The organism is Xanthomonas sp. SS, assembly GCF_014236835.1.
Classification (GTDB): domain Bacteria; phylum Pseudomonadota; class Gammaproteobacteria; order Xanthomonadales; family Xanthomonadaceae; genus Xanthomonas_A.
Genome location: NZ_CP051190.1, coordinates 2,080,172 through 2,102,498, shown reverse-complemented (window position 1 = coordinate 2,102,498; position 22,327 = coordinate 2,080,172). Strand labels below are relative to the sequence as shown.

Sequence of the window (22,327 nt, the reverse complement as noted above, 5' to 3'; positions counted from 1 at the left end):
TCAGCCGCGAATCCGCGCATCGTGTTCGCGCGCCAGCGCCGCCACTGCATCGGCGACCACGGCATCCACATCGCGATCCGTCAGAGTGCGCGAGTTGTCCTGCAAAATCAAGCCCATAGCGAGACTCTTGAAACCCGCCTCGACCCCCGGCCCGACGTAACGATCGAACAGCACCACGTCGCGCAGCAGCGGCCCGACCGCGCCGCGCACGCTGCTCGCCAGCGCCGACCAGGCCACCGCCTCCGGCACCAGGAAGGCCAGGTCGCGGCGGACCGACGGGAACCGCGACAGCTCGGCGGCCCGCGGCAGCGCGCGCGCCGCCAGCGGCGCCAAGTCCAGCTCGAAGCCGAGCACCTCCACGTCGATCTGCATGGCCTGCAGCAGGCGCGGATGCAGCTGGCCGATCCAGCCGATCCGCGCGCCATCGCGGTACACGTCGGCGGCACGGGTCGGATGCGCGAACTGCAGCGCCGACGGACGGTAGTCCAGGCGCGCGCCGGCGGCGCTGGCCAGTGCGTCCAGGTCGCCCTTCAGGTCGTGGAAGTCGACCTTGCGCGCCGGCAGGCCCCACTGCAGCGCCTCGGCATCACCGCACACCGCGGCCGCCACCCGCTGCGTCTCCGCTGGCGCAGCACCGGCCGTCGCCGCGGCCGCGAACACCTTGCCCAGCTCGAACAGGCGCACCCGCCCGGCCTGCCGGGCGACGTTGCGGCCCAGCGCCGCGACCAGCCCGGGCAACAGCGACGGACGCATCACCGCCAGTTCGGCGCTGAGCGGGTTGGCCAGCGCCACGCGCCGCTCATCCAGTCCCCACTGGTCCAGCAGCGCCGCATCGACGAAGGCGTAGTTGATGGTTTCCAGCATCTCGCGCGCGACCAGCTGGCGGCGCACGCTCAGTTCGTCCAGCTGCGTCTCGCTGCCCATGGCGATGCGCGAGGCGCCGCCCGGCAGCGTGGTCGGCAAGCGGTCGTAGCCGTGGATGCGCGCCAGCTCCTCGATCAGGTCCTCTTCCAGGGCGACATCGAAGCGGCGGCTGGGCGCGGTGACCTGCCAGCCATTGCCGGTTGCCACGACCTCCATGCCCAGCGCGCGCAGGATGCGCTCGACTTCGGCGTCGGCGATCTCGATGCCGAGCACGCGCACGATGCGCGCGCGGCGCAGCGTGATCGGCGCCGGCGTCGGCAGGTGCTCGCGCAACTCGGCCTCCACCACCGGGCCGGCGCGGCCGCCAGCCAGCTCCAGCACCAGCCGCGTCGCCAGTTCCAGCGCCGGCCGCGGCAGCGCCGGGTCCACGCCGCGTTCGAAGCGGTGGCCGGCGTCGGTGTGCAGGCCGAGCTTGCGGCCGCGGCCCATGATCGCCGCCGGCGCGAAGTGCGCGGCCTCCAGGAATACATGCCGGGTCGCATCGGTGACGCGGGTGTCGTGGCCGCCCATCAAGCCGGCCAGGGCGACCACGCGGTCGCCGTCGGTAACGGCCAGGAAGCCGTCGTCGAGCGTCGCGTCGCGGCCGTCGAGCAGTTTCAGCGTCTCGCCGGCGCGCGCGCGGCGCACGCCGACCGGACCGTGCAGCGTCTCCAGGTCGAAGGCATGCATCGGCTGGCCAAGTTCCAGCATCACGTACTGGGTGATATCGACCAGCAGCGACACCGGGCGCACGCCGCTGCGGCGCAGGCGTTCGGCCATCCACAGCGGCGTCTTCGCCGCCGGGTCGAGATCCTCGACGACGCGGCCGCAGTAGCGCGGCGCATCGCCGCCCGCCTGCAGGCGCACCTCGAGGCGGCGCTCGCTGGAAACGGCGACCGGCTCGGCCGCGAACGGCAGCACTTCGCTGGCGCAGGCCGCGGCCACGTCGTAGGCGATGCCGCGCACGCCGAAGCAATCGGCACGGTTCGGGGTCAGCTTGATCTCGATGCTGGCGTCGGGCAAACCGAGGTAGTCGCTCAGCGCCTGGCCGATCGGCGCGTCGTCGGGCAGTTCGAACAGGCCCGACGCATCGCTGTCCAGACCCAGTTCCTTGGCCGAGCACAGCATGCCGTTGGACTCCACGCCGCGCAGCTTGGCCGCCTTGATCGCGATGCCGCCGACCTGGGCGCCGACCAGCGCCAGCGGCGCGACCAGCCCGGCGCGCGCGTTCGGCGCGCCGCAGACGATCTGCAGCAAACCGCCCTGCCCCGCATCGACCTGGCACACCTGCAGCCGATCGGCCTCCGGGTGCCGCGTCGCTTCGACGATGCGCGCCACCACCACCTGCTGCAGCGATTCGCCGAGCGGCGTGACCTCTTCGACCTCCAGACCGATGGCGGTCAGGGTCGCGGCCAGTTCATCGCGCGTGGCCTGGATGGGGACGTGGCTACGCAGCCAGTTTTCGCTGAATTTCATTGAGGGGCCGGGAATCGAGAATGGGGAATGGGGAATCGAAAGAGCGGTCTACTGGATCAGAAACGGATGCGAGAAACGGGTCTTGGCGTTGCTTTTACCCATTCCCGATTCCCGTTTCCCGATTCCCAGCCCTCAGGCGAACTGCCTGAGGAACCGCACATCGTTCTCGAAGAACGCGCGCAGGTCGTTGACGCCGTAGCGCAGCATCGCGAAGCGCTCCACGCCCATGCCGAAGGCGAAGCCGGTGTAGCGCTCCGGATCGATGCCGACGCTGCGCAGCACGTTCGGATGGACCATGCCGCAGCCGAGCACTTCCAGCCAGCGGGTGCTGCCGTCGGGCTGCTGCCAGGCGATGTCCACTTCCGCGCCGGGTTCGACGAACGGGAAATAGCTGGGGCGGAAACGCATCTCGAAGTCGCGCTCGAAGAACGCGCGCACGAACTCGGACAAGGTGCCCTTGAGGTCGGCGAAGGTGGAATGCTCGTCGACCAGCAGGCCTTCGACCTGGTGGAACATCGGCGAGTGGGTCTGGTCGCTGTCGCTGCGGTAGACCTTGCCGGCGGCGATCATGCGCAGCGGCGGCGCATGCTCGCCCATGTAGCGCACCTGCACGCCGGAGGTATGGGTGCGCAGCAGGCGACCGTCGCCGAAGTAGAAGGTGTCGTGCATCGCCCGCGCCGGATGGTGCGGCGGGAAGTTCAACGCTTCGAAGTTGTGCCAGTCGTCCTCGATCTCCGGACCATCGGACAGTTCATAGCCCAGCCGCGCGAAGATCTCGGTGATGCGCTCCAGCGTGCGCGTGACCGGATGCAGCCCGCCGCGCTCGCCGCGCCGGCCCGGCAGGGTCACGTCGATGCGCTCGGCGGCCAGGCGCGCATCCAGCGCCGCGCCTTCCAGCAGCGCACGGCGTTCGGCCAGCGCCGCGGAGACCGCGTCGCGCGCCTGGTTGATCGCCTCGCCGGCCAGCTTGCGCTGCTCCGGCGGCAACGCGCCGAGCTGCTTCAGCTGTGCGGTGATGCTGCCGCTCTTGCCCAGCAGCGCGACCCGCAGCTGCTCCAGCGCTTCGGGACTGTGCGCCGCGGCGATGTCCGCCAGCGCCTGCCCACTCAGGGATTCGATCTCACTCATTGCACTCGCGCCTCAATATCAGCCGACCACCCGACCCGTACCCCGCGATCGGGAGAATCTCGATCACGGGAAAAACCCGATATCGGGATGCACAAAACGCAAAAAGGGGAAGGACTCGCGCCCTTCCCCTGCATGTTGGCGATGGCGCCTCGTTGGAAACCCGCACATGGATGTGCGGGCTCCTGCGAGGGACTCGCACTTATGCCGCCAGCGCGCCCTTCGCCTTCTCCGCCAAGGCGGCAAAGCCCTGCGCATCGTGCACGGCGATGTCCGCCAGCACCTTGCGATCCAGGGTGATGCCAGCCTTGAGCAGGCCGTTCATGAAACGACTGTAGCTCAGGCCGTTGATGCGGGCCGCCGCATTGATGCGGGTGATCCACAGCGAACGGAACACGCGCTTCTTCTGCTTGCGGCCGATGTAGGCGTACTGCTGCGCCTTGATCACCGCCTGCTTGGCGACGCGGAAGACCTTGCGACGGGCGTTGTAGTAGCCCTTGGCCAGGTTCAGAACTTTCTTGTGACGACGGCGTGCCTGGACGCCACGTTTTACTCGAGCCATGGTTCAGTCCTCAGAGGTAAGGCAGCATACGGTCAAGACGGCCAGCGTCCTCGGCACGAACATGATTCGTCTGCCGCAGGTTGCGCTTCCGCTTGGTCGCTTTCTTGGTGAGGATATGGCTACGGTTGGCGTGGCCGCACTTGTACTTGCCGGAGGCGGTCTTGCGGAAACGCTTGGCCGCCGCCCGGTTGGTCTTGATCTTGGGCATTGCAATGTCCTTGATGGTGTTTTGTCACTGGTCAGGGCGGTGGCTGCGCCACGCTTTCCGTCCGTGCCCGTACCGGCTTGTAAGCCCTTGATCCTCAAAGAATCAGGGCGGGTCCTATTGCCGCGTTGACGGCAAACCCGATGCACTGGGCCGCGCATTATGCCAGGGCTTGGAATGCCTTGCAAATCATGTATTTCGGTATGGGCGCTGGCGCGCCGGGATTCGGAAAGGCTGCGGCATCGGCGGGTGCTTGCGCACCATCGGACAGGGAGCGCTCGCTGTGCGCTGCTGCCTCAAACGGATACCGGCCCTGACCTGCGTGCGACACCTAAGGGGTGCAGCGAGCGCTTACCCCCCGGACAGCGGGCAGCCACGCGCGTCCACCATCTGATGGCCACGGCGACGATCGGAAAACGCGAAAGGCGCCGGCAGGCGCCCGACGGCGGCCGCGCTCCCGCACATGGGCGGGGGCGCGATCCTCAAGCTGCTGCGGTCAGCGCTTCTTCGGCGCGATCATCATCACCATCTGCCGGCCTTCCAGGCGCGGACGCGATTCGATGACGATGTCTTCGCCGAGGTCGGCCTCGATCCGCGACGCCATTTCGCGCCCGAGTTCCTGGTGGCTCATCTCGCGGCCACGGAAACGGATGTTGACCTTGACCTTGTCGCCCTCTTCGAGGAAGCGACGCATGTTGCGCAGCTTGATCTGGTAATCGCCCTCGTCCGTAACCGGACGGAACTTGATTTCCTTGATCTCGACCTGCTTGGTCTTCTTCTTGGCTTCGTTCGCCTTCTTCTGCTGCTCGAACTTGAACTTGCCGAAGTCCATGATCTTGCAGACGGGCGGATCGGCCTGCGGCTGGATCTCGACCAGGTCGAGCCCATCCTCTTCGGCCAGCGCCAGCGCTTCGTCGCGGGTCAGCACGCCGACCATCTCGCCGTCCTTGCCGATCACGCGAACGCGCGGGACACGGATCTCTTGGTTCTTACGGTTCTGTTTGTTGTCAGGGGTACTGATGTTGCAATCTCCCAGGGGAATCGGACCGACGCGGGCGGAGGCTCCGCCCGCATCGGGGTTGTCTTACGCCAGTTGCTCGGCGATCAGCCTTTCGGCGAAGGCGGCAACCGACATGGTTCCCAGATCCTCCCCCGATCGCGTGCGCACTGCAATGGCGCCGTTTTCCTTCTCGCGGTCGCCCGCCACCAACAGGTACGGCACCCGCTGCAGCGTGTGTTCGCGAATCTTATAGCCGATTTTTTCGTTCCGCAAATCGGCCTCGATGCGGAAGCCTTGATTTGCAAGGAGTTTCCGCACACTGTCTACATAGTCGGCCTGGGCATCGGTGATGTTCATCACCATTGCCTGCACCGGCGACAGCCAGGCCGGGAACGCGCCGGCATGGTGTTCGATCAGGATGCCGATGAACCGCTCCATCGAGCCGACGATGGCCCGGTGCAGCATGACCGGGGTTTGGCGCTGGCTCTGCTCGTCCACATACTCGGCGCCGAGGCGCTCGGGCATGAAGTAGTCGACCTGCATGGTGCCCAGCTGCCAGGTGCGGCCGATCGCATCCTTCAGGTGGTACTCGATCTTGGGCGCGTAGAAGGCACCCTCGCCCGGCAGTTCCTCCCATTCCACGTTCACCGCGCGCAGCGCGCGGCGCAGCGTCTCCTCGGTGCGGTCCCAAAATTCGTCGGTACCGATGCGCTTGTCCGGGCGCAGCGCCAGCTTCACCGAAATGTCGGAGAAGCCGAAATCCGCATAGACCTTCAGCGCCTGCAGGTGGAAGGCGGTGACCTCGGACTCGATCTGCTCTTCGGTGCAGAAGATGTGCCCATCGTCCTGGGTGAAACCGCGCACGCGCAGGATGCCGTGCAGCGCGCCGGACGGCTCGTTGCGGTGGCAGGCGCCGAACTCGCCGTAGCGGATCGGCAGGTCGCGGTAGCTGTGCAGGCCCTGGTTGAACACCTGCACGTGGCCCGGGCAGTTCATCGGCTTGACCGCGTAGGTGCGCTTCTCCGACTCGGTGAAGAACATGTTGTCCTGGTAGTTGTCCCAGTGGCCGGACTTCTGCCACAGCGACACGTCCAGGATCTGCGGGCAGCGCACCTCGCCGTAGCCGCTGGCGCGGTACACCTTGCGCATGTACTGCTCGACCACCTGCCAGATCGACCAGCCCTTCGGATGCCAGAACACCAGGCCCGGACCCTCTTCCTGCAGATGGAACAGGCCCTGCTGCTTGCCGATCTTGCGATGGTCGCGCTTGTCCGCTTCCTCCATGCGCAGGATGTAGGCGTCCAGTTGCTTCTTGTCGGCCCAGGCGGTGCCGTAGATGCGCTGCAGCTGCTCGTTCTTGGCATCGCCGCGCCAGTAGGCGCCGGAGATGCGGGTCAGTTTGAACGCCTTGAGGAAGCGCGTGTTGGGCACGTGCGGGCCGCGGCACATGTCCACGTATTCCTGGTGGTAGTACAGGCCCATCGCGGTGACGTCGTCGGCCATGTCCTCGATCAGGCGCAGCTTGTAGTCCTCGCCGCGCTGGCGGAACAGCTCGATCACCTCGGCGCGCGGGGTGACCTTCTTGACCACGTCGTAATCCTGCGCGATCAGTTCCTGCATGCGCTTTTCGATCGCCGCCATGTCCTCGGGGGTGAACGGGCGCTCGCTGTAGATGTCGTAGTAGAAGCCCTCGGCGATGACCGGGCCGATCACCATCTTGACCTCGGGATACAGCTGCTTGACCGCATGCCCGACCAGGTGCGCGCAGGAGTGGCGGATGATCTCCACGCCCTCGGCATCCTTGGCGGTGATGAGGCGCAGGCTAGCGTCGTGCTCGATGAGGTCGCAGGCGTCGACCAGGCGGCCGTCGACCTGGCCGGCGATGGTCGCCTTGGCCAGGCCCGGGCCGATGGACTGGGCCACGTCCATGGGACTGACGGGGTGTTCGAATTCGCGGCGGCGGCCGTCGGGGAGCGTGATCGTGATCATGGGAGTCAGTAAGAAGGAAAGCGATGCGGGTCGGGCGTTTCCCGCGGCGCGCCGGAAGCCGGCGGCGCAAGGCGCGGGATACAAAGAAGGCGCCACAAGGGCGCCTGCTCGGACAGCCTTGGACGGGGGTTCATGCTGGGGCGATGGTAGTGCTCATGTCGCACGCTCGGCCGGCGTTGCCGCGGGCCACCCGTAGTTCCGCATTTAAGAATCAGCAAATGGTAACCCATTTGGCGGAGTTATGAATTCGCGCCGTCGGCAACGCCGCGCCGCGCCGCCACGAATCCCGAATCCCGAATCCCGAATCCCGAATCCCGAATCCCGAATCCCGAGCCTACGCTGCGCCGCAGCAAGTGCTCTCCCGTACGCCATGGCATGCTTCGGGCTGTTTCCTGCACTGCGAGCGCCGTCATCAAAGGCAAGGCCACATCGCTCGATATCGCCTATCTGGCGGGCGTATCGCAGCCCACCGTGTCGCGCGCACTGCGCGGCAGCCCGGCGGTCAACGAGCAGACCCGGCGCAAGATCCTGGCGATCGCCAACGAGCTGAACTACAAGGTCGACAAGCACGCCTCCAGCCTGCGCCTGCGCAATGCCGGCACGCTGGCGCTGCTGTTCTTCGAAGACCCGACCACCGACGACTCACTGATCAACCCGTTCTTCCACTCGATGCTGGGCTCGATCACCCGCGCCTGCGCGCGCCACGGCTACGACCTGCTGGTGTCGTTCCAGCAGCTGTCGGACAACTGGCGTGCCGACTACGGCGACAGCCAGAAGGCCGATGGCCTGATCCTGCTCGGCTATGGCGACTATCTGCAGGCGCAGCAGCGGCTGCAGCACCTGGTCGAGCAAGGCACCCACTTCGTGCGCTGGGGCGCGGTGCTGCCCGGGCAGCCGGGGGTGTCGATCGGCAGCGACAACTTCCAGGGCGGCCACGACATCACCGCGCATCTGCTGCAACAGGGCTGCCGGCGCATCGCCTTCCTCGGCGACGCCTCCAGCCACTATCCCGAATTTCTGGAGCGCTACCGCGGCCACGCCCAAGCGCTGCGCGCGGCCGGATCGGACACCGTTCCCGGCCTGCAACTGGATGCGATCACCACCGAGCAATCCGGCTACGAGGCGGCGCTGGCGCTGTTGCGCGGCGGCGAACGCTTCGATGCGGTATTCGCCGCCAGCGACCTGATCGCGATCGGCGCGCTGAAGGCCTTGCGCGAACACGGCCTGCGCGTGCCCGAGGACGTGGCCCTGGCCGGCTTCGACGACATCCCGATCGCCGCCTGCGTGGCGCCGGCGCTGTCGACCGTGCAGCAGGACACCAAGCTGGCCGGCGCGGTGCTGGTCGAGACCCTGCTGGCGCAGATCGCCGGGCAGCCGGTCGCCAGCCGCACCCTGCCGGTGACGCTGGCGCTGCGCGGCTCCTCGCTGCGCAGCTGATCCCCCGACCGGCCCGCGGACGCGGCCGCAGACGCTGCATTCGCCCGGGCCGCCAGGCCCACGCGCGCCGGCTGCGTTTTCCTTACGAAAGCAGAATGATTATCATCCGCGAGAGAGCGCCGCGGATTGCCGCGGCTGCATGCCGCCGCCTGGAATGCCGATGCCCCCTGCCCGCCCCGCTTCCCATCCGCCCTCCGCCGTACCGCCCGCAGCCGCCGCAAAGCGCAGGCAGGGGCGATCGGCCGCGTGGATCGACGCCCGATGAGCGCGGCCATTGCCGGGATCGTCCTGGCCGCCGTGTGCGCGGCGCTGTCCGCGCTGGCCCTGTACGCCGGCTCGCCGAACTGCCGCCTGGCGCCGCTGCGGCGCCTGCGCCGGTTCGGCAACTGGCTGGGCCTGGCGCTGGCCGGTGCCTCACTGGTGGCGTGGATCGCGCAATTGGGCGTCGGCGCCGGGCTGTGCGCGATGCTCGCCAGCTGGATGCTGGCGCTGATGCTGGTACCGACCATCGGCGCGCTGCGCGGCGATCCGGGCCACGGCGTGCGGAGCCGGCCGCGATGATGTGGAGCCGCGGCCTGGCCGCGCTGATTCCCGGCTTCTTCCTGGCCACCGCGCTGACCGGCCTGGTCTGCTGGTTGCCGCCGGGGCCTTGGCAGCAGGCACTGGTCCCGGCGCTAATCGCGTTCGTGCCGCTGTGGGTGGGCGTGGCGATCGGCGCCTATTGCTTCGCCAGCGGGCGCCGCGCCTGGAGTTGGCTGAGCGCGCTGGCGCTGGCCGGCTTCGCCCTGCTGTGGGCGCTGAAGGCCCTGGGCTGGGCGCAATGAGGACATTCGCATGAAACTGCACGCCACCACGCTGCGCACCTTCACCGCGCTGCATACCTGGATGGGCCTGATCGCCGGCTTCGCCTTGTTCGTCGCCTTCTATGCCGGCGCGATCACCGTGTTCCACCACGACCTGCCGCGCTGGCAATCGCAGCAGGTGGTGCCGGTGCAGACCGTGGACGATGCGCAGCGCCTGCTCGACGCGACCTTGGCGCGGCATCCGCAAGCCAAGCCGATGCTCGGCATGCTGTTCCCCAGCGGCGAATTTCCCAAGGCGCTGATCTACTGGCCCGATGCCGAGGGCGTGTGGCAGATGGCCACGCTCGACGACCTGGAGGGCGGGCCGGACCTGCCGCAGGCGGGCCTGGCCACCCTGGTCAACGAACTGCACTACACGCTGGGCCTGCCGGTGGCCGGCGTCTATCTGATGGGCATCGTCAGCCTGCTGTACGCGGTGGCGATCGTGTCCGGGGTGATCATCCATCTGCCGAAGCTGCTCAAGGACCTGTTCGCGCTGCGCCCGGGCCGCAATCTCAAGCAGTTCTGGCTGGATGCGCACAACGTGGTCGGGGTGCTGAGCCTGCCGCTGCACCTGATGTTCGCGGTGACCGGCGCGGTGCTGTGCCTGTCGCTGGTGCTGATGGCGGCGCTGAATCCGCTGGTCTTCGACGGCAAGGTGCAGGACGCGGTGCCGGTGGCGATGGACACCGCGCCGGTGCGCAGCGCCAGCGGCACGCCTGCGCCGGTAGGCACGCTGGCCGACTGGAGCGCGCGCGCCGTGGCCGAGGCGCGGCGGCAAGGGCTGCACGAGTTCGAGCCGGTGTACATGAAGCTGCAGCACGCCGGCGACCGCAACGCCACGGTGGAAATCAGCGGCGAGTCGCCCGGCACGCTGGGGCCGACCGGAACGGTGGCGCTGGACGCGGCCAGCGGCAAGGTGATCGCCACCCAGCTGCCCGGCCGCCGCGACGCCAACCACGCCACGCTGACCTCGGCCTACGCGCTGCATTTCGGCGAATACGGCAATGCGCTGGTGCCGTGGCTGTACTTCCTGCTCGGCATCGGCGGCGCGTTCCTGTTCTATTCGGGCAACCTGCTGTGGATCGAGTCGCGGCGCAAGCGCCGCCAGGCGCAGCAGGGCCGCGCGCAGATCAACATGGCGCGGGCCACGGTCGGCGTGTGCATCGGCCTGTGCGTGGCGATCTCGGCGGCGTTCGTGGCGGTGCAGCTGCTGGAACGCGCTGCGCCTGACGCGGTGGATGCCGGCATGCGCTGGACCTGCTTCGGCAGCTGGGCGCTGTGCGCGCTGTGGGCGGCGCTGCGCGCGCCGGCGCAGGCCGCGCGCGAACTGTTGTGGACCGCGGCCGCGGTGACCGCGGCGATCCCGCTGGCGCATGGCCTGGCCAGCGGCTGGTGGATGTGGACCAGCGCCGCCGCCGGGCAATGGCCGTTGTTCTGGGTCGACGGCATGGCCGTAGCGATGGCGGCGGGCTTCGCCGCGCTGGCACGCGCAACCGCGCGCCGTGCACGGCATGGCGAACCGAACAGCGTGTGGGCCGAGCCGCAGCCGGCGGCGGCGTAACCGCCCGTTTTTTTTTGTAGGAGCGGCTTCAGCCGCGACCGGATGCGATCGGTAATGCCCGGTCGCGGCTGAAGCCGCTCCTACAGTGGCGGCTCCACACCGTCCTTCACCGCCATCAGCCAATCCAGCCGTGCGCGCAGATCCGAGCGAACGATCGGCGCATCGGACAGGAACACGCGCACGCCGTGCGCCGGCACCTCGGCGCGCAAACCGTCCACGATCTCGACCGCACTGCCGTCGAAGCCGTCGCGCCAGGTGCCCGGCTGCAGGTAACGCCGCACTTCCAGCGTCTTCGGCGCGTCGCTCTTGTTCAGCAGTACCAGCGCGGTCTGAGTGCTGCCCGCATGCTGGAACACCCGATAGAACACCGCCTCGTCGCCGGACAGGCGCAGGTTGAGCTGCAGCCCACGCTGCAGCGCCGGCGTGCGTTGCCGCAGCAGCGCGATGCGCTGCAACGGCGCGAAGATCGGACTCTGCGGCGCGGCGTCCACTCGCGCCTGGCCGAAATAATTGCGATTGCCGGCGTGCTCGGCGCGGCCGCGCATGAAGCCGGTTTCCGAGCCGTAATAGATCACCGGGATGCCGCGCGCGGTGAACAGCCAGTTGTGCGCATCGATGAAGCCGGCATCGCTGGCGTCCAGCCGCGCCATGTCGTGGTTGTCGTAGAAGGTCATCAGCTCGTACGGATTCGCGTACGGGCCGCGCTCCAGGTACAGCGGCGCCTGCAACTGCTCGAAGCCGCCGCGCGCATGCCCGAACACCGTGGACAGCGCCTGCTTCAACGGGAAATCCAGCACGCTGACCCCGGCATTGCGCGCCCAGGTGTGCCCGGCGATCTTGCGCGCGTCGTAGTCGAAGGCCTCGCCGAACATGAACATGCCCGGCCGCTGCGCGCGGATGCGACGCACGAAGTCGTGCCAGAAGCTGTCCGGCATCCAGCCGATGGTGTCGATGCGGAAGGCGTCGGCGCCCTGCCCCAGCCATTGCGAATAGGCTCCGACCAGGTAGTCCATCACCTCCGGATTGCGCTCGTTGAAATCCGACAGCTCAGCCAGGCCGCCGCCGGTGTTGTAGAACGCATGCAGCGGGTTGTGCACCGGATCCAGCCTGGCCGGCGGCAGGTTCTGGTGATCGGCGACGCGCTTGCCGTCGCGATCGAACACCTGGCCGAACATCGGCTGCCGCTTGGGCATCGTGTACGCCGGCGAGCCATGGTTGCCGACGATGTCCAGCACCACCTTCAGCCGCTGCGCATGCATCGCCTGGGTGAAGCCGGCGAAATCCAGGCCCGCGCTGGGCAGGTGTTCGTCCAGCTTGTAAAAATTGACGCCCCAGTAGCCGTGATAGCCGGTCTTGCCGCGATCGCTCAGGTTGCTGCCCCAGCTGATCGGCTTGCCGCCGGTGAACGCTTGGTCGGGGTTGTCGACGATCGGGGTGATCCACACCGCGCCGAAGCCCAGGCCGCGGAGATAGCCGGCATTGTCGACCACGCCCTTGAAGTCGCCGCCCAGGTAGCCGATGTTGTCGCTCTCACCCGGCGGTGCCGGCAGCGGGATGTCGAAGGTGCGGTGCGCGCCGCCCTGGTCGCGGTGATCGTTGCCGGGATCGCCGTTGACGAAGCGGTCGGTGACCACGAAGTACACCGCCTCGCTGGCGAACGGCTCCAGCGTGCCGTAGTACTCCGCCGCCGCCTGCGCACGCGCCGGTGGCGCGACAGCGCCCAGCAAGGCCAGCGCCAGCAGCGAGATCCGATAGGTCATTGCCTTGCCTCATGTTCGGCGGGAACCCGCAGCACGCACAGCGCCGCCAGCAGCAGGCTGACGCCGCCGATGCCCAGCGCGTACAGCGGCCGGCCGCCGAGCCAGTGGGTGAGCACGAAGCCCAGCACGCTGACCGCGACCAGCTGCGGGATCACGATGAAGAAATTGAAGATGCCCATGTACACGCCCATCTTCGCAGCAGGCACGCTGTCGGACAGCAAGGCATACGGCAGCGACAGGATCGAGGCCCAGGCGAAACCGACGCCGAGCATCGACAGCAGCAGCCACTGCGGATCGCGGATCCACAGGAACGACAGCAAGCCAGCCGCGCCCAGGCACAGGTTGAGCAGGTGGCTGAGGCGCAGGCCGACCGCGCGCACCAGCAGCGGAATGGCGATCGCCGCCAGCGCGGCGAAACCGTTGTAGGCGCCGAACAGCACGCCCACCCAGTTCGCGCCGTCGTTGTACGCCGCGGAAGTGGTGTCGGTGGCGCCGTAGTGCGTTTGCGTCACTGCCGCGGTGGTGTAGATCCACATCGCGAACAGCGCGAACCACGAGAAGAACTGCACCCAGGCCAGGCGCCGCATCGCCTGCGGCATCGCCTGCACGTCGCGCATGATCGCGGCCAGCATGTGCTCCGGCCGCAGTCGCGGCGCCAGCCATTGCAGCAGTCCGTAGCCGGCGAACAATCCTGCCAGCACGTACAGCATGCGGTCGCCGCCGCTCCAGAAGATCGCCGCCGCGCCGGCAAGGCCCAGCAGCAGCCAGAGCGCCGCGGCGGCATCCGAACGCGGCATGGTGGTCGCGTGTTCGGCGGCGTGCGACGGCGGCGCGTCGTCGAACGCGTGCAGCGTTTCGGGCGGATACTCGCGCGTGCGCAGCACGGTCCAGCCGATCGACAGGAACAGCACCGCACCGCCCAGGTAGAACGCGTAGCGCACCGTCGCCGGCACATGCCCGGGCGCGGCGGTATTGCTCACGCCCCACTGCGCCAACAGCCACGGCAGCATGCTCGCCACCACCGCGCCGACGCCGATGAAGAAACTCTGCATCGCATAGCCGCTGGCGCGCTGGCGTTGCGGCAGCTGGTCGCCGACAAAGGCGCGGAACGGCTCCATCGAGATGTTGATCGACGCGTCCAGGATCCACAGCGTGCCGGCCGCCACCCACAGCGCCGGCGAGTTCGGCATCACCAGCAGCGCCAGCGTGGTGAACAGCGCGCCGACCATGAAATACGGGCGGCGCCGACCGAAGCGGTTCCAGGTGCGGTCGGACAGATAGCCGACGATCGGCTGCACGATCAATCCAGTCAGCGGCGCGGCGATCCACAATCCCGGCACCTGCTCCATGTCCGCGCCCAGGGTCTGGAAGATGCGGCTGGCATTGGCGTTCTGCAGCGCGAAGCCGAACTGGATGCCGAGGAAGCCGAAGCACATGTTCCAGATCTGCCAGAACGACAGCGCCGGCTTGGCGCGCGGTGCCGTACTCATCGGCGCACCTGTACGGCGCCGGCCGGCGCGATCAGCAGCGCGGCGACATCCGCCGCATTGACCACGCCATCGGCGCCGCCCTGGCCGCCGGTGTAGCGCGCGAAGTGCTGCAACGCGCTCATGTTGGCCGCAGGGGCCAGGCGGATGCGGCACGCCTGCCCGGCCTTGAGCGCGAACACAGCGGCAGTGGACTCTTGTTCGCCGACGCTGTGCGGCATCACCACCGGCATGCGCTGCGGCGCGGCATCGCCGCATTGCAGTTGCAGCTGTTTCACCGCAGCGGTGACGCCTGTGTTGATCGGGCCATGCGCGTTGACGTAGCGCAGGCTCAGCCGGTACTCGCCATCGCGCGGCGCGGTCCAGCGCCAGTCATCGCCACCGGCCAGGCGGACCACGTCGCCGACGCAGACGCTGGGGCTGTGCAGCGATTCCCAGTGCGCATCGCGCCGGGTCAGGCTCAGGCATTGCAGCTGCTCGCGCAGCGGCAAGCGCGCGCCGTCGGCAGCGCCTGGCCGACGCTGTCCATCGACGTACAGCACCGTGTCGGCGGCCGCCGCGACGCGCCAGCCCTGCGCATCGCGCTCGACGCGCGGCGCTGGTGGCGCGAGCGGCGCGAACGCATCGGCGGCCGCGAGCAGCGGCACCGGCGTACTCGCCGTGTCGCGCGCGACCAATTGCACGGTGGTGACGCCGTCATGGGTGCGCGTGTCGCCGGCCACCAGCAGGTCGCCATGCAATTGCGCAGGCCGCCGCAGCACGATGCGCCGCTCGCGCAACTGCAGCGCGATTTCCTCGCGCTCGCCGAACAGCATCGGCACCAGGCTCACCGGCAGCTTCGGCGCCACGCCGCCGTCGTCTTCGACGCCGAACACGCCTTCGATCACCATCGCCAGATAGCCGGCCACCGACCACAGCTGCCGCGGCGAATTGACCACCGGCCCGCTGAGCGGGCCATCGTCCGCATGCGCGGCCTGGCTCAGGAATTCGTAGTTCTCCATGTTCGAGCCGGCCAGCGCGGCGCCGCGCAGCAGCGAGCGCACTTCGAAGGCGATGCGCGCGCTGTCGTCGGTATGCCGCGCCGCGCGCAGCGCGTAGGCACTGACGAACGGCCAGATCGCGCGGTTGTGGTAGATCGGCACGTCCTGCTGCTGCGGCCAGACCACCGGACTGCCGGCCTCGACCGCCGGATAGCGCGCCAGCGCCTGGCGCGCGCGTTCGCGCGGCAGCACGTCGGCCAGCACCGCCAGCGACAGCCCGAGCAGATCGTAGCTTTCGTAGGCCACCGGATGCGCAGCGCTGCCGAGATAGCTGACGTAGGTGCCGCGGTCCTCGCGCCAGAAGCGCTGCGCGATCGCTTGCTTCAGCGCGTCCGCCCAGCCGGCATAGCGCGCTGCCGCCGCGCTGTCGCCCTGTCCGCGCGCCAGTCGCTCGCCCAGCCGCAGCGCCTGGTAGTGCAGCACGTTGGTGGACAGCGCGAACGATTCGGCGATGAAGCGCACGTCGTTGCGGGTCCAGGCCGGATAGGTCTGCTCGCGCCAGTCCAGGAATGAGGTCTCGCCGCGGTACAAACCGATGCGCGGGTCGAATGCGAATGCGCGGTCCTGCGCCAGGGTCGCCTCGAGTGCGGCGCGGGTGTCGGTGGCGAACTGCGCGTCGTCGAGCAGGTGCCGCGCGGCCAGGAACCAGACCACGCGGTCGCTGCTCACCGGCCAGCTGCCGCCGGAGCCAGTGTCCTGGGCCACGAACAGCCCAGGCAGCGCATCCGCGCCGCGCATCGCCGACAGTTTGAAGCGCAGCGAGCGCCGCGTGCGCTGCGGATCCAGCCGCGCCAGCGCCAGATCGGCGGCATAGCTGACGTCGCGGGTCCACACGTAGGGCCAGCGCTCGCCGGTCTGGTAGCAGTCGCATGGCAGCGGCTTGCCGTGATCGAAGGCCGGATCGCGGATCGCGTCCACTTGGTCGTCGCGCAACTCCTGCTGCGCCAGTGCGAACAGCGCATCGAACAGCGGGCTGGCGGTGTCGCTGCGCAGCGGCTGCGCCGCCAGCGTGCGCGTGCCCTGCGCCGAGCTCAGCACGAAGCCGCCGTCGGCGGTGGCCACGGCCTGCGCGGTCTGGCCGCGCCATTGCAACGACGTCTGCCACGCAGACGCCGACACCGCGGCACCCAAGGTGGCGGCCAAGCAGATCATCTTCAGCATCGAAGCGGCGGACCGGCTCGCGCCCGTCGGCCTCCCTCCCTCTTTGCCTGCATTGTGGGTTCGCCGCACCGGCATGCCGGCACCGCGCTCGCCGCCTCTTCGAGAAGCGCTGCGGACATGGTAGACGCGCCGCAGCGCACTGCGCGCAGCTGCATACGTATTCATCGCCTTGGCCGCAGCGCGCTCGCAGCGCCTCGCTATAGTCGCCGCAGGTGCAACGGCCGCCTTGGGAGGGGATATGCCGCAGATTCACGCCATGCCAAGCACGCGGCCATCGTCGCCCCTGCGGATGCTGCTCGCGGCCGCGCTGTTGTGCATCGCACCGTTGCTGCGCGCAGAACCCAGGACCGTGGCCAGCGTGGACTCGCCGGGCAAGGTGTTGCAGGTCGCACTGCAGTTGGACGACGGCAAGCCGAGCTACCGCGTGCAACGCCTGGGCGACAGCGTGATCGGCGAATCCAGGCTGGGCTTCCAGCTGCGCGACGGGCGCCTGGACCGCGACCTGGCGGTGCTGGCGCAGGCCACGCGCAGCGTGGACGAAACCTGGGAGCAGCCGTGGGGCGAGCGCCGCTACGTGCGCAACCACTACAACGAATTGCGCGTGGAACTGGGCGAGCGCAGTGGACTGCGGCGGCGCTTCGCGGTCGTGTTCCGGGTCTACGACGACGGCCTCGGCTTCCGCTACAGCTTCCCGCAGCAGGCGGGCCTGCGCGAGGCGATCATCGACGAGGAACTGACCGAATTCGACATCGTGCAGGAGGCCACCGCCTGGTGGATCCCGGCCGGCGAGCCAATCCACTACGAATACCTGTACCGGCAGACGCCGCTGAACCAGGTCGCGCTGGCGCATACGCCGATCACCTTGCGCAGCCGCGACGGGCTGCATATCGCCCTGCACGAGGCGGCCCTGGTCGATTACGCCGGGATGTGGCTGCGCCGCGGCGACGGCCAGCGCCTGCACGCGCAGCTGTCGCCGTCGGCGCAAGGCTGGAAGGTCAAGCGCAGCCTGCCGTTCGATACGCCGTGGCGCACCGTGCAGATCGCAGACCACGCCGGCGGCCTGGTCGACTCCAACCTGATCCTCAACCTCAACGAACCCAATGCGCTGGGCGACGTGAGTTGGGTGCATCCGGCCAAGTACGTGGGCGTGTGGTGGTCGATGCACCTGAACCAGCAGACCTGGGCGACCGGGCCGAAGCACGGCGCGACCACTGCCAACACCCGCCGCTACATCGACTTCGCCGCCGCGCACGGCTTCCGTGGCGTGCTGGTGGAGGGCTGGAATCCCGGCTGGAACGGCGAATGGTTCGGCAACGGCGGCGGCTTCGATTTCACCCGGCCCACGCCGGATTTCGACATCGAAGCGCTCAGCGCCTATGCCGCCAAGCGCGGCGTGCACCTGATCGGCCACCACGAGACCGGCTGCGCGGTGCAGCACTACGAAGACCAGCTGGATGCCGCCCTGGACCTGTATGCACGCCTGGGCGTGGACACGTTCAAGACCGGCTACGTCTGCGACGACGGCCAGGTGGACCGGCGCAATCCGGCCGGCGGGCCGCTGTGGCGCGAATGGCACGACGGCCAGTTCATGGCGCAGCATCACCTGAAGGTGGTGCGCGAAGCCGCGGCGCGGCACCTGTCGGTCAACGCGCACGAGCCGATCAAGGACACCGGCCTGCGCCGCACCTATCCCAACTGGCTATCGCGCGAAGGCGCGCGCGGCATGGAATACAACGCCTGGGGGCAGCCGCCAAACCCGCCCGAGCACGAGGTCAACCTGGTCTTCACCCGGATGCTGGCCGGGCCGATGGACTACACCCCGGGCATCCTCAGCCTGAAGGGTCGCGACGGCCAGCCGATCCCGAGCACGCTGGCGCGGCAGCTGGCGCTATACGTGGCGATCTACAGCCCGATCCAGATGGCCGCCGACCTGCCCGAGCACTACCTGCAGCACCGCGACGCGTTCCGCTTCATCGAGGACGTGGCGGTGGACTGGGACGACAGCCGCGTCCTCGACGGCGAAGTCGGCGACTATGTGACCATCGTGCGCAAGGACCGCCACAGCCGCGACTGGTACCTGGGCAGCATCACCGACGAACACGGCCGGGTATTGCCGGTGTCGCTGTCGTTCCTGGAACCGGGCGTGCGCTACCGCGCCGAGATCTACCGCGACGGCGACGCCGCCGACTACCGGCACAACCCGTTCGACTTCGTGCGCCAGCAACGCGAGGTCGGCAGCGGCGATTCCCTGGAACTGAAGCTGGCACCGGGCGGCGGCCAGGCGATCCGCTTCACGCCGCTGGACGCAGCGGCCGCCGACAACGGCGATCCAGCGGCGCGGCGCTAGCGCATTCCCGCTCCGGGCCGAGTCGCTGGATGACGTTACCTGTAGGAGCGGCTTCAGCCGCGACAGGCACTACCGACAATGCCCGCCACGACCGAAGCCGCTCAACAGCCTGCAATCGCCCATGCGGTGGGCAAAATCTCTGCCTCGCGCAGATGACTGACGCATCCGCGCAACACCGCCCTTTCCATTAGCCGAGCATGCTGCGCGCGAACGCTTGCCGCCCTGGCCAATAGCGCTCGTCGCGCTCGTATCCGAGTCTTTCTCCAAGATCCGCTCTGCTCATTCACATGCGTCGGACTGCCGCCATCGCCTGCATCCCGCACCTCCACGCACATCGCAGCGCACTGCGCCGCAAATTCCCACACACCGCCTTCACGATCACGACACGCTCGCGCTTTACCGCCACACGACATCGCCACCGTGGAATCGATTCCAATGCGATGAAACCCAGTGAATACGTATGCAGCCGGCGTTCGCGGCGGATCGCGGTGTCTACCATACATCGCAGTCGTGTCGCCGAAGAATGGCGGCGCGATCCCTATATCCGACCACTGTGCCGGATCAGAAAAACTTGCATGACAACATTGCCTGGGAGGGGAAAATGTTGAACCACAAGCGCAATGCGCTGACGCTGGCGTTGGCCATCGCCATGACGCCGATGCTGGCCGCCGCACAGTCCGAGACGCAGTCCGGCACCGCCACCTCAGCCACAGATAATCCGGTCACAGAACTGGACAAAGTCCAGGTGACCGGCATCCGTCGCGGCATCGAGAGCGCGATCGCGATCAAGAAGGACTCCACGTCCATTGTCGAGGCGATCTCGGCCGAGGACATCGGCAAGCTGCCCGACGTCAGCATCGCCGAATCGCTCGCGCGCCTGCCTGGCCTGGCCGCGCAGCGCGTGGCGGGACGCGCCCAGGTCATCAGCGTGCGCGGACTGTCGCCGGACTTCTCCACCACCCTGCTGAACGGCCGCGAGGTGGTGAGCACCGGCGACAACCGCAGCGTCGAATTCGACCAGTATCCGTCCGAACTGGTCAGCGGCGTCACCGTCTACAAGACCCCCGATGCCGGCCTGGTCGGCCAGGGCCTGTCGGGCACGGTGGACATGCAGACCGCGCGCCCGCTCAGCTTCGGCGAGCGGGTGATCGCGATCGGCGGGCGCTACCAGCGCAATTCGCTGGGCAAGGCCGCCGATACCGATCCTTACGGCAACCGCTTCAGCGCCAGCTATATCGACCAGTTCGCCGATCGCACCATCGGCCTGGCGATCGGCTATGCGCATACCGACACGCCGATCCAGGAGAACCAGGTCGGCCTGTACGAACCGTGGACCACGCAGAACACCGACAGCGGCGCGCGCCCGGGCGTAGCCGCCGGCACCTATTTCTCCGACGGCATCAAGGCGCTGCGCCGCACCGGCGACTCCAAGCGCGACGGCGTGATGGCGACCCTGCAGTACCGTCCTTCCAATGCCTGGACCAGCACGCTCGACGCCTTCCACACCGAAGCCGAGCAGATCGACACCGCCAACCAGTTCGAGCTCAACCTCAGCAACTACAACGGCGGCTACACCCCGGGTCTGGCCATCAGTGGCCCCCAGGTCAACGGCAACGGCACCTTCACCGGCGGCACCGCCAGCGGCGTCTATCCGCTGGTGCGCGGCATGTACAACAAGCGCGAAGACAAGATCGACGCGTTCGGCTGGAACAACGAGATCAATGCCGGTGCCGTGCGCATCATCACCGACGTGAACTACTCCAAAGCCACGCGCAAGGAACTCAACCTCGAGAACAACCTGCAGCTGACGCCGATGCCGCAGCTGGATACGGTCGGCCTGGCCTACCGCAACAACGACTTCTCGCAGCTGTCGCCCGGGCTGGACTATTCCAATCCCGACGCGCTGTACATCACCAACACCATCTACGGCTCCGGCTACGGCAAGGCGCCGCGCGTGGAGGACGTGCTGAAGGGCGCGCGCCTGCAGGCCAGCTTCCCGATGCCCGAAGCGCTGCGCTGGTTCTCCGATCTGGACGTGGGCGTGAACTACGCCAACCGCGAGAAGGAAAAGCACCAGCCCGAAGGCAACAGCACCCTCGGCGCGCAGGGCGACACCACCATCGCCTCCGACCTGCAGTACGCGCCGGTGAACCTCGGCTTCGCCGGCATCGGCTACATCCCCGCCTGGAACGTGCCCGGGGCGGTGTCGCGCTACATGCTGTTCGATCCCAACGAAGACGCCTCGTTCCTGGTCTCCAAGGCCTGGACCGTGCAGGAGAAGATCACCACCGCCTGGATGCGCGCCAACATCGACACCGAATGGGGCGCGGTGGGAGTGCGCGGCAACATCGGCGTGCAGTTGCAGCACGCCGACCAGTCGTCGCAGGCGAACTACTGGGATGCCTCGCAGCCGGCCGGCAGCGAAGTGCGGCCGATCGACGAAGGCAAGACCTACAACGACTGGCTGCCGAGCTTGAATCTGGCCTTCCAGTTCCCGCACGAGCAGACCCTGCGCTTCGCGCTGGCCAAGCAGGTCGCGCGTCCGCGCGTGGACCAGCTGCGCGCCTCGCTGGAATTCGGCGTCGACAATGCCACCGGCAAGCCCGGCGCCAGCGGCGGCAATCCGACGCTCGATCCGTGGCGCGCCAACGCCCTGGACATCTCCTACGAGAAGTACTTCGGCGCCAAGGCCTATGTCGCGGCCGCGTTCTTCTACAAGGACCTGAAGAGCTACATCTACACCCAGACCCGCGACGATTACGACTTCTCCGACCTGGTCTCCGGCTACGTGCCGCCGCCGGGCTCGGCGCCAGTGCAGACCACCGGCACCTACAGCGCCCCGTTCAACGGCAAGGGCGGCACCCTGCGCGGCCTGGAACTGACTGCCTCGCTGCCGCTGGAGATGCTGTTCGCCCCGCTCGAAGGCTTCGGCATCCAGGCCAGCGCGACCTTCAACGACAGCGACGTCAAGATCCGCGACCCGGAAAGCGCATCCAGCGTGGGCGAGGGCGAGATCAGCCTGCCGGGCCTGTCCAAGCGCGTCTACAACCTCACCGCCTACTACGAGCGCAACGGCTTCGAAGCGCGCGTCAGCCAGCGCCGGCGCTCGGACTTCATCGGCGAGATCGGCAACTTCAACGGCAACCGCACCCTGCGCTACGTGGTCGGCGAGAACATCACCGACGCACAGATCAGCTACACCTTCGGCGACCTCAGCAGCCTGAAAGGCCTGAGCCTGCTGCTGCAGGCGAGCAACCTGAGCAACTCGCCGTACCGCACCTATGCCGGGACCAAGGATCGCCCGCTGGAATACATCGAATGGGGCCGCACCTACGTGCTCGGGGTGAATTACAAGTTCTAGGCCAACCCTCCGTGCCTGCAGCAAGCCCGCCGGCGCGATGTCGGCGGGCTTTTTTGTGTCCAATGCGC

Annotated in this window: 15 protein-coding genes; 6 read left to right on the top strand and 9 right to left on the bottom strand. The window is 68.1% G+C overall.

The genetic code is table 11. The features are described 5' to 3' along the window. From pheT to thrS, 6 genes are all read right to left on the bottom strand, one after another. Entirely contained in the window at positions 1-2,379 is a 2,379-nt protein-coding gene (gene pheT, locus HEP74_RS08570; RefSeq protein ID WP_185816061.1) for a phenylalanine--tRNA ligase subunit beta, read from the bottom strand. A gap of 132 nt (positions 2,380-2,511) precedes the next feature. Further along, positions 2,512-3,507 carry a phenylalanine--tRNA ligase subunit alpha gene (gene pheS, locus HEP74_RS08565; RefSeq protein ID WP_185816060.1) on the bottom strand — a complete coding sequence of 332 codons (996 nt, stop codon included), beginning with the start codon at positions 3,505-3,507 and terminating at the stop codon, positions 2,512-2,514. A 199-nt stretch (positions 3,508-3,706) separates the two neighbouring features. Further along, the gene (rplT, locus tag HEP74_RS08560; protein WP_003466653.1) at positions 3,707-4,066 is read right to left on the bottom strand and encodes a 50S ribosomal protein L20; all 360 of its coding nucleotides are present in this window, start codon (positions 4,064-4,066) and stop codon (positions 3,707-3,709) included. Between the two features lie 10 nt (positions 4,067-4,076). Next, the gene (gene rpmI, locus HEP74_RS08555; protein ID WP_002811096.1) at positions 4,077-4,274 is read right to left on the bottom strand and encodes a 50S ribosomal protein L35; all 198 of its coding nucleotides are present in this window, start codon (positions 4,272-4,274) and stop codon (positions 4,077-4,079) included. 493 nt (positions 4,275-4,767) lie between these two features. Continuing rightward, on the bottom strand, positions 4,768-5,307 hold the full coding sequence (gene infC / locus HEP74_RS08550) for a translation initiation factor IF-3 (RefSeq protein WP_080601535.1): 540 nt from the start codon (positions 5,305-5,307) through the stop codon (positions 4,768-4,770). Between the two features lie 48 nt (positions 5,308-5,355). Next, positions 5,356-7,260: a threonine--tRNA ligase gene (thrS, locus tag HEP74_RS08545; protein WP_185816059.1), complete on the bottom strand. Its 1,905-nt coding sequence runs from the start codon at positions 7,258-7,260 to the stop codon at positions 5,356-5,358. Between the two features lie 375 nt (positions 7,261-7,635). On the opposite strand from thrS, the gene HEP74_RS08540 reads away from it, so the two are divergent. The 4 genes from HEP74_RS08540 (at position 7,636) to HEP74_RS08525 (ending at position 11,103) form a co-directional block, all read left to right on the top strand. Next, positions 7,636-8,697 (top strand): LacI family DNA-binding transcriptional regulator, encoded by a 1,062-nt coding sequence (locus tag HEP74_RS08540; protein WP_185816058.1) that lies wholly within the window; start codon positions 7,636-7,638, stop codon positions 8,695-8,697. 261 nt (positions 8,698-8,958) lie between these two features. Beyond that, entirely contained in the window at positions 8,959-9,258 is a 300-nt protein-coding gene (locus tag HEP74_RS08535) for a hypothetical protein (RefSeq protein WP_185816057.1), read from the top strand. Next, positions 9,255-9,521, top strand: a complete 267-nt coding sequence (locus HEP74_RS08530; protein ID WP_524540777.1) for a hypothetical protein — start codon at positions 9,255-9,257, stop codon at positions 9,519-9,521. The genes HEP74_RS08535 and HEP74_RS08530 overlap by 4 nt, the downstream gene beginning before the upstream one ends. A gap of 10 nt (positions 9,522-9,531) precedes the next feature. Further along, on the top strand, positions 9,532-11,103 hold the full coding sequence (locus HEP74_RS08525; protein WP_185816056.1) for a PepSY-associated TM helix domain-containing protein: 1,572 nt from the start codon (positions 9,532-9,534) through the stop codon (positions 11,101-11,103). 80 nt (positions 11,104-11,183) lie between these two features. Here the strand turns inward: HEP74_RS08525 and HEP74_RS08520 are convergent, their stop codons facing one another. From HEP74_RS08520 to HEP74_RS08510, 3 genes are read right to left on the bottom strand one after another with little or no spacing between them, the layout of a single operon-like run. Continuing rightward, positions 11,184-12,863 carry an alpha-amylase family glycosyl hydrolase gene (locus HEP74_RS08520; RefSeq protein ID WP_185816055.1) on the bottom strand — a complete coding sequence of 560 codons (1,680 nt, stop codon included), beginning with the start codon at positions 12,861-12,863 and terminating at the stop codon, positions 11,184-11,186. Continuing rightward, a complete protein-coding gene (locus HEP74_RS08515) occupies positions 12,860-14,353 on the bottom strand; it encodes an MFS transporter (RefSeq protein WP_185816054.1) in 1,494 nt (497 codons plus the stop codon). Before HEP74_RS08515 ends, HEP74_RS08520 begins: the two co-directional genes overlap by 4 nt. After that, complete coding sequence (locus tag HEP74_RS08510; RefSeq protein WP_185816053.1) at positions 14,350-16,551, bottom strand: alpha-L-rhamnosidase-related protein; 2,202 nt, start codon at positions 16,549-16,551, stop codon at positions 14,350-14,352. Before HEP74_RS08510 ends, HEP74_RS08515 begins: the two co-directional genes overlap by 4 nt. Positions 16,552-16,840: 289 nt before the next feature. Here HEP74_RS08510 and HEP74_RS08505 point away from each other — a divergent pair, with 289 nt between their 5' ends. Then, positions 16,841-18,898, top strand: coding sequence for a glycoside hydrolase family 97 N-terminal domain-containing protein (locus tag HEP74_RS08505; RefSeq protein WP_524540792.1), 2,058 nt, complete (start codon positions 16,841-16,843; stop codon positions 18,896-18,898). Positions 18,899-19,499: 601 nt separating this feature from the next. Beyond that, entirely contained in the window at positions 19,500-22,259 is a 2,760-nt protein-coding gene (locus HEP74_RS08500; protein ID WP_185816052.1) for a TonB-dependent receptor, read from the top strand. The last annotated feature ends 68 nt before the right edge of the window (positions 22,260-22,327 follow it).